This window comes from Pseudomonas sp. R3.Fl, assembly GCF_023516765.1.
Lineage (GTDB): Bacteria > Pseudomonadota > Gammaproteobacteria > Pseudomonadales > Pseudomonadaceae > Pseudomonas > Pseudomonas citronellolis.
Genome location: NZ_JAMGSO010000001.1, coordinates 1,629,376 through 1,642,092 on the forward strand (window position 1 = coordinate 1,629,376; position 12,717 = coordinate 1,642,092).

Annotated in this window: 9 protein-coding genes; 2 read left to right on the top strand and 7 right to left on the bottom strand. The window is 68.8% G+C overall.

Features of this window, described 5'->3' with window-relative positions:
* Window positions 1-2: 2 nt before the first annotated feature.
* From M8R19_RS06810 to M8R19_RS06825, 4 genes are read right to left on the bottom strand one after another with little or no spacing between them, the layout of a single operon-like run.
* Window positions 3-1,421, bottom strand: a complete 1,419-nt coding sequence (locus M8R19_RS06810; protein ID WP_249917393.1) for a heavy metal sensor histidine kinase — start codon at window positions 1,419-1,421, stop codon at window positions 3-5.
* Window positions 1,418-2,110, bottom strand: a complete 693-nt coding sequence (locus M8R19_RS06815; protein WP_249917394.1) for a heavy metal response regulator transcription factor — start codon at window positions 2,108-2,110, stop codon at window positions 1,418-1,420. Before M8R19_RS06815 ends, M8R19_RS06810 begins: the two co-directional genes overlap by 4 nt.
* Window positions 2,111-2,156: 46 nt before the next feature.
* Window positions 2,157-5,246, bottom strand: a complete 3,090-nt coding sequence (locus tag M8R19_RS06820; protein WP_249917395.1) for a multidrug efflux RND transporter permease subunit — start codon at window positions 5,244-5,246, stop codon at window positions 2,157-2,159.
* Window positions 5,243-6,394 carry an efflux RND transporter periplasmic adaptor subunit gene (locus tag M8R19_RS06825; RefSeq protein WP_249917396.1) on the bottom strand — a complete coding sequence of 384 codons (1,152 nt, stop codon included), beginning with the start codon at window positions 6,392-6,394 and terminating at the stop codon, window positions 5,243-5,245. Before M8R19_RS06825 ends, M8R19_RS06820 begins: the two co-directional genes overlap by 4 nt.
* A gap of 164 nt (window positions 6,395-6,558) precedes the next feature.
* On the opposite strand from M8R19_RS06825, the gene lapG reads away from it, so the two are divergent.
* Both lapG and lapD read left to right on the top strand, forming a co-directional pair.
* Window positions 6,559-7,254, top strand: a complete 696-nt coding sequence (gene lapG, locus M8R19_RS06830; RefSeq protein WP_249917397.1) for a cysteine protease LapG — start codon at window positions 6,559-6,561, stop codon at window positions 7,252-7,254.
* Between the two features lie 9 nt (window positions 7,255-7,263).
* Window positions 7,264-9,216: a cyclic di-GMP receptor LapD gene (lapD, locus tag M8R19_RS06835; RefSeq protein ID WP_249917398.1), complete on the top strand. Its 1,953-nt coding sequence runs from the start codon at window positions 7,264-7,266 to the stop codon at window positions 9,214-9,216.
* Between the two features lie 91 nt (window positions 9,217-9,307).
* Here the strand turns inward: lapD and M8R19_RS06840 are convergent, their stop codons facing one another.
* From M8R19_RS06840 to M8R19_RS06850, 3 genes are read right to left on the bottom strand one after another with little or no spacing between them, the layout of a single operon-like run.
* A complete protein-coding gene (locus M8R19_RS06840; protein ID WP_116423132.1) occupies window positions 9,308-10,072 on the bottom strand; it encodes an enoyl-CoA hydratase in 765 nt (254 codons plus the stop codon).
* Window positions 10,073-10,095: 23 nt separating this feature from the next.
* Window positions 10,096-11,316, bottom strand: a complete 1,221-nt coding sequence (locus tag M8R19_RS06845; RefSeq protein ID WP_116423131.1) for a CaiB/BaiF CoA transferase family protein — start codon at window positions 11,314-11,316, stop codon at window positions 10,096-10,098.
* A gap of 21 nt (window positions 11,317-11,337) precedes the next feature.
* Window positions 11,338-12,702: an MFS transporter gene (locus M8R19_RS06850; RefSeq protein WP_116423130.1), complete on the bottom strand. Its 1,365-nt coding sequence runs from the start codon at window positions 12,700-12,702 to the stop codon at window positions 11,338-11,340.
* Between the last annotated feature and the right edge of the window lie 15 nt (window positions 12,703-12,717).

Below are 12,717 nucleotides of genomic sequence, written 5' to 3' on the forward strand. Positions count from 1 at the left end.
GCTCAGGCCGGCAGCGGCTCGCCTCCGCCCTCCCCGTCCGGCCCCGCTGGCGCCGGCACGGCGGCCACGCTGAAACCGAAGGTATTCACCCCCGCCTCGCTGCGCACGAAAACGCTGCCGCCGTGCATGCTCGCCACCGCCTTGACGATGGACAGGCCCAGGCCGTGGCTGCTCTGGCTGTTGGCCCGCGCCGCGTCGACGCGGTAGAAGCGCTCGAACAGCCGGGCGCGCTCCTCGTCGCCGATGGGCGTGCCGGGGTTGCTCACCTCCACCCGCGCGGCGCCGCCCTCGCCGCTCAGGCGCACCTCGATGCGCCCGCCCGGCGCGGTGTGCTGGGCGGCGTTGTACAGCAGGTTGGTCACCGCGCGCTGGAACAGGGCGCGCTCAACGCTGGCGCGGGCCTCGCCATGCAGCGCCACGCTGACGCCCTGCTCGTCGAAGATCACTTCGAGGAAGTCCAGGGTGTTGCCCACCTCGGCGCGCAGCGAGGTTTCCACCCGCTCGGCGGCCAGGCTGCCCTGGTCGACGCGGGCGAGGAACAGCATGTCGTTGACGATGGCGCGCAGGCGTTCCAGTTCTTCCAGGTTGGATTGCAACACCTCTTCGTAGTCCCGCGCGCCGCGCTCGCGGGACAGCGCCACCTGGCTCTGGCCGATCAGGTTGGCCAGGGGCGTGCGCAGTTCGTGGGCCACGTCGGCGTTGAACGACTCCAGGCGCAGGTAGGCCTGTTCCAGGCGGTCCAGCGCTTCGTTGAAGGCCTGGGCCAGGGCCGACAGCTCGGCCGGCAAGCGCTCCAGGCGCAGGCGCTGGGACAACTGCCGCGGGCTGATCTGCCGGGCCTCGTCGCTGAGCCGGTGCAGCGGCCGCAGGCCGACGCGGGCGATCCAGTGGCCGCACAGCGAGGCCAGGGCGATGCCCAGCGCCGACAGGCCGAACAGCGCCACCAGCGTGGCCTGGCGCGCCTGCTGGAAGGCCACGCTGTCGATGGCGGTGAGCAGCACCAGCGCCGGGCGCTCGCCGCTGGCCGGCAGGCGGCCGACGCGGGTGGACAGCGGCGAGCCGTGGTCCGGCAGCTCCAGTTCGCCGTAGCCGCTGCCGGCGGCCAGCAGGCGGCGCACCGGCTCGCTGGCCTGGCCGTAGCGCAGGCGGGCGTCGTCGCTGTCGATCCAGAAGCGGATCAGCTCGTACTCCTGGCTCAGGGTGTTCAGCTTGCCCTGCAGGTGCGGCCAGCGCTGCACCAGGTCGGGCTTGTCGAGCATGCGCGCGACCATGTTGAAGCGGGTGTCCAGCTCCGAGCGCTGCAGGCGTTCGATCTGCTGGTCGAGCACCCAGTACAGCGCCGAGCCGATGAGCAGGAACGCGCCCAGCGCGGCGACGGCGAACATGCCGGCCAGGCGGGTGGACAGCGACAGGCCCTTCATCCGCCGCCCCCTTGCCCGGCGCGGCTCTCCAGCACGTAGCCCATGCCGCGGATGGTATGCAGCAGCTTGGTCTCGAAGGGCCCGTCGAGCTTGGCGCGCAGGCGCTTGATGGCGACCTCGACGACGTTGGTGTCGGTGTCGAAGTTGATGTCCCAGACCAGCTCGGCGATGGCGGTCTTGGAGAGAATCTCGCCGCTGCGCTGGGCCAGCACGCAGAGCAGCGCGTATTCCTTGGCGGTCAGCTCCAGGCGCGTGGCGCCGCGGAACACGCGGCGGCTGACCAGGTCGATGGACAGGTCGGCGATGCGCATCTGCGTCGCGCTCTCCAGGTGCGCGCCGCGGCGGGTCAGGGCCTGCAGGCGGGCCACCAGTTCGAGGAAGGAGAACGGCTTGATCAGGTAGTCGTCGGCGCCCTCGCGCAGGCCGCGCACGCGGTCCTCCACGCGCTCGCGGGCGGTGAGCATGATCACCGGCGTCTGCCGCCGCTCGCGCAGGGCGCGCAGCACGCCGTAGCCGTCGATGCCAGGGAGCATCACGTCCAGCACTATCACGTCGTACTCGCCGTTGAGCGCCAGGTGGCGGCCGTCGATGCCGTCGGCCGCCACGTCCACGGTGAAGCCCTGCTCGCTGAGCCCGCGCTGCAGGTAGTCCGCGGTCTTGCTCTCGTCTTCGACTATCAGTACGCGCATGCCCGGCCTCCGTTCGCTGCGTGCGGCCATGCTAACCAGCCCCGCCTCATGCCGCACCTCCCAGGGCCACGGCGGCCGGCTTGCGGTGGAACAGGCGGTCCAGCGCCAGGTACACCACCGGCGTGCTGAACAGCGTCAGCGCCTGGCTCACCAGCAGCCCGCCGACCACTGCCACGCCCAGCGGCTGGCGCAGCTCCGAGCCGGTGCCGAAGCCGATCATCAGCGGGATGGCGCCCAGCAGCGCGGCCAGGGTGGTCATCATGATCGGGCGGAAGCGCGCCAGGCACGCCTCGCGGATCGCGTCATGGGGCGAGAGGCCGCGCTGGCGCTGGGCGGCCAGGGCGAAGTCGACCATCAGGATGCCGTTCTTCTTGACGATGCCGATCAGCAGCACCAGGCCGATCAGCGCCATCACCGAGAACTCCAGGCCCCAGCCCCAGAGCAGGAACACCGCGCCGATGCCGGCCGAGGGCAGCGTGGAAAGGATGGTCAGCGGGTGCACGAAGCTCTCGTAGAGCACGCCGAGGATCACGTACACGGCGAAGAGCGCGGCGAGGATCAGCAGCGGCTGGCTCGCCAGGGAGCTCTGGAAGGCCCGCGCGGCGCCCTGGAAGTCGCCGCCGATGCTGGCCGGCATGCCGATCTCCTGCTGCGCGCGCTGCACCAGGCGCACCGCTTCGCCCAGGGCCGTGCCCGGGGCCAGGTTGAAGGACAGGGTGGCCGCCGGGAACATGCCGTTGTGGTTGATCTGCAGCGGCCCCGAGCGCGCCGGGGCGACCCTGGCCACGGCGGCCAGCGGGACCATCTCGCCGCTCAGCGGCGAGCGCAGGTGGAACCAGGCCAGGCTCTCGGCGCGGCCGCGCTGGCGGGCGTCCAGTTCGAGGATGACCTTGTACTGGTTGACCTCGGTCTGGAATTCGCCGACCTGGCGCTGGCCGAAGGCGTCGTACAGCGTCTGGCTGATGTCCTCGGCGCTCAGGCCGAAGCGCGCCGCCGCCACCCGGTCGATCTGCAGGGCGGTGACGCTGGCGCCCACCTGCAGGTCGTTGGACACGTCGGCCAGCCCCGGCTCCTGCTTCAGCCGCTCGGTCAGGCGCTGCGCCCACAGCGCCAGCTCGGCGCTGTCGTTGCTGCGCAGGGCGTACTGGTACTGGGTGCGCACCGGGCCGGTGGCCAGGTTGATGTCCTGGGCCGAGCGCAGGTAGAGGACGATGCCGGGCACCCTGGCCAGCTTCGGCCGCAGGCGGTTGATGAACTCCTCCACCGAGACGTCGCGGTCGCCGCGGTTCTTCAGCACGATCCAGAAGCGCCCGTTGGCCAGGCTCTGGCTGCCGCCGGTGATGCCGATGGCATGGTTGTAGCTCTGCACCGCCGGGTCGGCGGCGACGATCTCGGCCAGTTGGCGGTGCTTCTCGGCCATGTCGGCGTAGGAGATGTCCTCGGCGGCCTGGGTGGTGCCGAACACGAAGGCGGTGTCCTGCAGCGGGAAGAAGCCTTTGGGGATGCCCGCGTAGCCGGCCACCGCCAGCGCGATGCACAGGCCGAAGCCGGCCAGCACCGTGCGCTGGTGCCGCAGCGACCAGTCCAGACCGCGGGCGTAGCGGGCCAGCAGCCATTCGGAAATGCCGCCGTGGCCGGCGTGCTTCGGCGCGCCCATGAAGCGCGAGGCGAGCATCGGCGCCACCGTCAGCGAGGCCAGCACCGAGAGCAGGATGGCCGCCGTGACGCTGACGGCGAACTCGCGGAACAGCCGGCCGACGATGCCGCCCATGAACAGCAGCGGGATGAACGCGGCGATCAGCGAGAAGCTGATGGAAACGACCGTGAAGCCGATCTCCGCAGAGCCGTCCAGGGCCGCCAGCACGCGGTCCTTGCCCTGCTCCAGGTGGCGGTGGATGTTCTCCACCACCACGATGACGTCGTCGACGATGAAGCCCACGGCGATGATCAGCGCCACCAGGGTCAGGTTGTTCAGGGTGAAGCCCAGCAGGTACATGGCGGAGAAGCTGGCGCTCAGCGACACCGCCAGCACCGTGGCGACGATCAGCGTCGCCGACAGCTGGCGCAGGAACAGGCCCATCACCAGCACCACCAGGCCCATGGTCAGCAGCAGCGTCAGCTCCACCTCGTGCAGCGAGGCGCGGATGGTGCGCGTGCGGTCGTTGAGCACCTCCACCTCGACGCCGGCCGGGAGCATCCCGCGCAGGCGCGGCAGGGCCGCCTGGATGGCGTCGGAGGTGGCGACTATGTTCGCCCCCGGCTGGCGCAGCACCACCAGGGCCACGCCGGGGCGGCCGTTGGGCCAGGCCTTGACGTAGTCGTCCTCCGGCGCCCTGACCACCCGCGCCAGGTCGCGCAGGAACACCGGGGCGCCGGCACGGTAGGCCACCACCAGATCGTCGTAGTCGGCTGGGCTGAACAGTTGGTCGTTGGCCGCCAGGGTGGACACCCGGCCGTCGCCGAAGAGCGCGCCCTTGGCCTGGTTGATGCTGGCCGACTGCAGCGCCTGGCGCAGGTCGGCGAGGGTCAGGCGGTAGGCGGCGAGCTTCTCCGGCTGCGCCTGGATGCGGATCGCCGGGCGCTGCTGGCCGACCACGAAAATCTGCCCCACTCCGGCTATCTGGCTCAGTTGGCGGGCCAGCAGCACTTCGGCGTAGTCGCTCAGCTCGATCAGCGGCAGCAGCTCGGAATTGACCCGCAGGATCATGATCGGGCTGTCCGCCGGGTTGACCTTGCGCCAGGTGGGCAGGTTCGGCAGGTCCGCCGGCAGGCGCCCGGAGGCGGCGTTGATGGCCGCCTGGACTTCCTGGGCGGCGACGTCGATGTCCTTCTCCAGCTCGAACTGCAGGGTCAGGGTGGTGGAGCCCAGGGCGCTGCTGGAGGTCATCTCGGCGATGCCGGGAATGGCGCTGAACTGCACCTCCAGCGGCGTGGCCACGGCCGAGGCCATGGTCTCCGGGCTGCCGCCGGGCAGCAGGGCGTTGACCTGGATGGTCGGGAAATCCACCTGCGGCAGCGGCGCCACGCCCAGGCGCAGGAAGGCCAGCAGGCCGAGCAGCAGCGAGGCGATGGTCAGCAGGCAAGTGGCGATGGGGTGGCGCACGCACCAGCCGGACATGCCGGCGCGCACGCTCACGGCTGGCTCCGGCGCAGGGCCAGGGCCGGCGCCTCGCCCAGCACTTCGACGCGGGCGCCGGGGACCAGCCGCGAATGGCCGTCGAGCACCACCGCCTCGCCGGCCTCCAGGCCTTCCACCAGGCTGCGCCCGTCGACCTCCTGCAGCACCCGCACCGGCACGACCTCGGCCTTGCCGTCCACCACCCGGTACACGAAGGCGCCTTCCAGGCCGCGGCGCACGGCGCGGCTGTCCAGCACCAGGCCGTCGCGCAGCACGCCGGTGCGCAGGTCCACGGCGACGAACTGGCCGGGCCAGAGCTTGCCGTCGGGGTTGTCGAACACCGCGCGCACGCGGATGGTGCCGGTGCTGCTGGCCACCTGGTTGTCGATGCTGCGCAGGCGGCCCTCGCCCAGCAACTGGCCGCCGTCGCGGCTGTAGGCGCTGACCAGGGTGTCGCCGCCGAGCAGCGGCTGCAGTCGCGGCAGGCTTTCCTGGGGCAGTGCGAAGACCACCGAGATGGGCGCTATCTGCGTCACGCTGAACAGGCTGCTGTCATCGTTGGTACGCAGCAGGTTGCCGACGTCGACGTTGCGGATGCCCACGCGGCCGGCCACCGGCGAGGTGATCCGGGTGTAGGACAGGCGCACGCGCTCGGCGTCGATGGTCGCCTGGTTGGCCCGCAGGGTGGCGCGCAGCTGCGCGGCCTGGGCCTCCTGCTGTTCGAGAATCTGCCGGGAGATGGAGCCGCGCTCGATCAGGGTGCGGTAGCGCTGCAGGTCCTGCTCGACGATGCGCAGTTGCGCCTGGTTGCTCTGCCGGGTGGCCTCGGCCTGCTCCAGGGCGGCGGCGATGGCGCGGTCGTCGATGGTCGCCAGCAACTGGCCGCGCTCGACCAGTTGCCCCTCCTCCACCAGCAAGGCGGTCAGCTGGCCCTCGACCTGCGGTCGCAGCAGCACGCTGTGCAGGGAAGTGACGGTGCCGACGCCGGCGAGGTTCTGCGCCAGGTCCTCGCGCGCCACCCGCACCAGGGTCACCGGCACCCCGGGCGCCGCGGCGGCGGCCCGCGGCTCGCCCTGGCGCGCGCCGAGCCCCCAGGCCAGGGCGCCCGCCAGCACCACGCCCAGCAGCCCCGCCGCCATCCCTATCCGCCTGCCTTGCGCCTGCATGCCGCCCTCCTCCTCGTCGCGGCCCGGCGGACCGCATCCTGCGTTTATAGGCCAGGCCGCGGGACTTCACCCTGACCCGAAGATGACAATGCTGTCAGTTTCGCCGCCATCGACAGCCGCCAGGCAGCGCCTAGACTTCACTCATTCCCCCTGGAGCCCCGGCGATGCGGCCACTGCAAGGAGCCCTCCGGCTGTTCGTCCGCCCGTCCGGGGCCGGCCTGGTGCTGCTCCTCGTCCTGGCCCTGGGCATCCAGGCGCAATGGGACTTCGACGCCATCCTGCGCAACGCCGAGCAACGCTGGGGCGACGTGGGCCCGGCGCGCCAGCGCATCCACGACTGGGGCGAGCTGCTGCAAAGCGCCCGGGGCCAGGACGAGGCCGGCAAGCTCAAGGCCGCCAACGACTTCTTCAACGCCAGCCTGGCGTTCCGCGACGACCGCAGCGTGTGGGGCCAGGAAGACTACTGGGCGACGCCCGTCGAGGCCCTGTACAAGGGCGCCGGCGACTGCGAGGACTACGCCATCGCCAAGTACGTCACCCTGCGCCAGCTCGGCATCCCCAGCGACAAGCTGCGCATCACCTACGTCAAGGCGCTGCGCCTGAACCAGGCGCACATGGTGCTGACCTGGTACGCCAGCCCCGACGCCGAGCCGCTGGTGCTCGACAACCTCATCCCGCAGATCCGCCCCGCCTCGCAGCGCCAGGACCTGCTCCCGGTCTACGCCTTCAACGCCGAGGGGCTGTGGTTGCCCGGCCCCGGCGGCGGCAAGCGCAGCGGCAGCAGCAAGCAGCTGTCGCGCTGGCAGGACCTGTTGACCAAGATGCGCGGCGAGGGGCTGATCCTCGACGAGACGCGCTAGGAGGCATGCATGTCGCTACTCAAGCAACTCTTCCTGGCCATCTGCCTGTTCCTGGTGGTGGCCTTCGCCGGCAGCTTCGCCACCAGCCTGGAGAGTTCCCGCGAGCAGCTCATAAGCCAGTTGCGCTCCCACGCCCAGGACGCCGCCACCGCCCTGGGGCTGTCGCTGACGCCCCACGTCGACGACCCGGCGATGATCGAGCTGATGGTCAGCTCGATCTTCGACAGCGGCTACTTCGCCAGCATCCGCGTGGTGCGCATCGCCGACGGCCAGGTGCTGGTAGAACGCAAGGCCGCCCCGGGCAACGGCGAGGTGCCCGGCTGGTTCGCCCGCCTGGTCAACCTCAAGGCCGAAGGCGGCGACGCCCTGATCATGCGCGGCTGGGAACAGGCGGCGCGGGTCGAGGTGGTCAGCCACCCGCAGTTCGCCCTGGCGCGGCTGTGGGACAGCGCCCTGGGCAGCCTGGCCTGGCTGCTCGGTTGCGGGGTGGTCAGCGCTATCCTCGGCGGCTGGCTGCTGCGCACCCAGTTGCGCCCGCTGGACCAGATGGTGCAGCAGGCCCGGGCCATCACCCGCCGCGAATTCCTCACCCTGCCCCGCGAGCCGCGCACCCCGGAACTGCGCCGGGTGGTGCAGGCGATGAACCAGATGGTCGAGAAGCTCAAGGCGCTGTTCGCCGAGGAGGCCTCGCGCAGCGAGAAGCTGCGCGAGGAGGCCTACCAGGACAGCCTCTCCGGCCTGGCCAACCGGCGCCTGTTCGACGCCCGCCTGGAAGCCCAGCTGACGCCCGGCGAGCAGAGCGCCGCCGGCTACCTGCTGCTGTTGCGCCTGAACGACCTGGCCGGGCTCAACCAGCGCCTGGGCGGCCAGCGCACCGACGCGCTGATCCGCGAAGTCGCCGGCCTGCTGCAGGGCGCCCTGGCCCAGCACGGCAAGCCCGACTGGCTGGCCGCGCGCAGCCGCGGCGGCGAGTTCACCCTGCTCGCCCCGGGGCTGGACGGCAGCGGCGCCGAACGCCTGGCCGAAGCCCTCAGCGACCAGCTGGAAAGCCTCCAGCGCACCGGCGCCAGCGACGTCCAGCCGGTGGCGCACCTGGGCCTGGCCGCGTTCCGCCCGGGGGAAGCGGCGGCCAGCGTCCTGGCCCGCGCCGATCAGGCCCTGGCCAGCGCCCAGGCCAATGCCGAACGGCCCTGGCAGCGCCTGGACGAATCCAATGGCCAGCCGGCCCAGGACAGCCACGCCTGGCACGCCTGGATCGACAGCGCGCTGCAAAAGAGCCAGCTGCAACTGTGGTTCCAGCCGGTACGCGCCTGCGCCGACGGCGCCCTGCTGCAGCAGAAGCTGCTGGCGCGCCTGCTCGACCCGCAGGGCCAGGCGGTGGCCGCCGGGCAGTTCCTGCCCTGGGTGGAGCGCTTCGGCTGGGCGGCGCGCCTGGACCGGGCCATGCTCGAACACGCCCTGGCCCACCTGGCCCAGCACCCCGAGCCCGTGGCGCTGAGCCTGTCGGCCGCCAGCGTGCGCGAGCCCAGGGCGCTGCGGCAACTGCTCGAAGCCATCAAGGCCAACCCGCAGCAGGCCGCCCTGCTGACCCTGGAGCTGGACGAACGCTACCTGCCGCCGCCGGCCGAACTGGAACAACTCGGCCAGGCCGTGCGCGAAACCGGCGCCAGCCTCGGCCTGCAGCATTTCGGCGGGCGCTTCAGCCTGATCGGCAACCTCACCCACCTGGGCCTGGCCTACCTGAAGCTCGACGGCAGCTACATCCGCGCCATCGACCAGGACCAGGCCAAGCGCCTGTTCATCGAGGCGGTGTTCCGCGCCACCAACAGCATCGACCTGCCGCTGATCGCGGAGATGGTGGAGGGTGAGGGGGAATTGCGGGTGTTGCGGGAGATGGGGATCAAGGGGGCGATGGGGCGGTTGGTCGGGGCGCCGGCGCCGTGGGACGAACAACCGTCCTGAATCAGTGCAGGAGGTGGCCCACGGCGCACAGGATCGAAGCTCCGAGCGCCAGGCTAGCAGGCGTCTGAACCCGTTGGCGGACAGCCCCGACTCAGCCCCGGCGCCTGGAAATGAACTCGCGCATCGATCGACTAGGCTCGCCGGTGTCGAAGGCGTCACCGAAGCACGGGATGCTGGAGTCGATGGCATCGCCCAGCGCGTACCCCTCCCAGTCATTCAGCAGACACTTCTGGGCAACCATCACCCCTGGCTGGATCTGCAGCAAGGGCTCCAGCACACGCTCCACCGCCTGGTCCAGTTCGGCGTCGTCGGCCAGGTCCGTGACCAGCCCCCACGCCAGGGCCGTCTGCGCGTCGATCGCTTCCGCCGACAGCATGAGCCAGCGCGCCCGCCCACTGCCAATCAGCGCAGGCAGCAAAGCCGCATGGATCACCGAAGGAATGCCCATCCTGACCTCCGGCATGGCGAAGCGAGCATTGCCCGCGGCCACTCGTATGTCGCAGGCCGCGGCGACTTCGAGCCCTCCTCCCAGGCACCAACCCTGGACTCTCGCCACCACGGGAACCCTGCACTGCCTCAAGGCAACGCACAGGTCGCGCAGGGAGGAAATGAAGCGCCTCCCCTCCTGCACGTCGAAATCCACCATTTCCTTTATGTCGGCGCCGCCGATGAAGGCCTTGCTACCCGATGTGCTCAAGACCACTACCCGAACGGCTTCGTTCGACGAGATGGCATTCAAGGCCGCGAGTACGTCGCTTACCACTTCGGTACCGAGAATGTTCAATGGGCCTGCATTCCTGATGCAGAGCACTGCAACGCCTCGTGAGTCGATGGAGAGGCTGACGTGATGGTTCATTGGCTGATTCCCTTTGCTGGTCATCAATCGCCGGCAACGATTCCGGCGTTCTTCAGCGCGTCGATCCGTGCCTTGTCGAAGCGCAGTTCGGAGAGTATTTCGCTGGTGTGCTCGCCAAGCATCGGCGGTGCCCTTCCGGCACTCACGTCCCCGGCCAGCAACGGATTCCTGACGCAGGGAATGTCGCCTGCGCGGGGATGCCGAAGCGTCTGGCGAACGAGGCGATGCCTGACCTGCGCATCATCGAATGCCTGTTGCAACGTATTGATGGGCCCCCAGGGAATACCGGCGCCATCGAGAACTTCCTTCCAGGCCGAGCGGGTCTTCCTCGCCAGGAGCACGGCGACCGCCTCGCGCAACGCCGGCCTGTTGCGCAGGCGCTGCTCGTTGCTGGCGAACCTGGCATCGCTGGCAAGACCAGGCTCGCCCGCCAGAGCACAGAACCTGGTGAACTGTTGATCATTGCCGATCGCCAGGATCAGATGGCCATCGGCGCAGGCGAATACTTCGTAGGGAGCCAGGTTCGCATGGGTGTTCCCCATGCGCTCGGGCACCCGCCCGGAAATCAGGTAGCCAAGGTTATGGTTCGCATTGATGGCGATGGCAACGTCTGAGAGGGCGAGATCGACGTACCGACCGCTGCCGGTGCGAGCCCGCTCGATCAACGCCGCCAGGACTGCGGCCGTTGCGTACATTCCGGTGCTCAGGTCGATGATGGATGCGCCGGTGCGCAACGGCCCCGCCCCGGGTTCCCCGTCGGGATGCCCGGTATAGCTCATGAGCCCGCCGAAGCCCTGGAAGATGTAGTCGTAGCCGGGGCGCCCCGCCATCGGCCCGGTCTGGCCGAAACCGGTGATCGACACGTAGATCAGGCCCGGATTGCCATCGCTCAGGCTTTCATAGTCGAGGCCATGCCTGGCCAGCGATCCGGACTTGTAGTTCTCGATCACGACGTCGGCCTGCCTGGCCAGTCGCCGGACCACCTCGGCCCCCTCGGGCCGGGAGAAATCGATGGCGATGGAACGCTTGCCCCTGTTGCAGCTGAGGAAATAGGCGGACAGCCGCTCCTCGCCATCGGCCACCTCAAGGTAATGAGGCCCCCAGTCCCTGCTGTCGTCCCCGCCCCAGGGGCTTTCCACCTTGATCACATCGGCGCCCAGGTCCGCAAGGTTCTGGGTACACCAGGGGCCAGCGAGAATTCTCGAAAGATCGAGAATGCGGATACCTTCCAATGCAGTATTCATTTTGCTCACCTGTGCAATGACTCAGTGGCCCGTGTGCTTTTCGGCAGGCACTCGCTCGCGAAACCCGAAGACGATCAACAGTCCGGCCAGGATCTGGATGGCGGAGACCAGGTACAGGCCGACCACCATGCTGCCCGTGGCCTCCTTGAGGATTCCGAGAATCCAGGACGACAAGAGCCCGGAAATCTGCCCGAGGCTGCTGATGATCGCGATGCCCGCCGCAGCCGTGGTACGGGAGAAATAGCTGGGAGGAATGCTCCAGAACACGACGAAGGCGGCGTACTGACCGATCCCCACCAGCGTCAGGAAAACAGTGGCCGCCACCCAGTTGTCATGCATCGACGCGAGCATCAGGGAACCGATAGCGGTGATGCCCACGCTGAACATGAAATGCCAACGCCTTTCTCCATGCCGGTCGGATCGGCGCCCCACGTAAACCATGGCGATAGCCCCCGCCAGGTTCGGGGCGATGGTCAGCAGGCCGATGGCGAACGCGTTCTCGACGCCGGACTGCTTGATGATGGCGGGCCCCCAGACATTGAGGACACTCAGCGCCCAGGGGCTGAAAAAGTAGGCGACCGAGGCGATGAAGACCTTGGGGTCGGTGAGCAACTTGAACAGCACGGCCTTGCCTCCATGCTGTTGCACCTTACCTTGCTGGTCCCGTTCCAGGTTGGCCAATACCCGTCGCTTTTCGTCCTCGCTCAGCCATTTGGCGTCCATCGGGCCATCGCTGAGGTAGAAGAACGCCACGAAACCGATAATGACGGCGGGCAGGCCTTCGAGCAGGAACATCCACTGCCAGGACTTCATGACCGTGGAGCCTTCGAACAAATCCAATATGCCGCCGGAAACAGGGCCGCCAATGACCCCGGCTATGCACAGTCCCAGCATCAGCAACGAGGTGACACGCCCACGTCTGTTGGCCGGGAACCAGTAGGTCAGGTACAGGATCAAGCCCGGGAAGAACCCGGCCTCGGCGGCGCCCAGCAGGATACGCGCGATATAGAATTGCTCGGGAGAACTCACGAAGGCCGTTCCGGCCGAAACCAGCCCCCAAAGCACCATGATCCTCATCAAGGTGGTTCGGGCCCCCAGCTTTTCCAGCAGAATATTGCTTGGAAGCTCGAAGACTATGTATCCAAGATAAAAGATTCCGGCCCCCAGGCCATAAGCGGCGTCGGACAGTCCGATATCATCCTTGAACCTCAGGTAGGCGAAGCTGACATTGGCCCGGTCGATATAACAGATGACGTAGGCCAATAGCAGAAAGGGGATCAGCCTCCAGGTAATCTTTCTGTACAGTAGTGCTTCTTCTGCTTCCGACGCCAGGTCCGCCGAAGTACTTCCTAAATTGCTTTTCGATAAAACTTCCAACTGGCTCATAGTGACTCCGTTCTT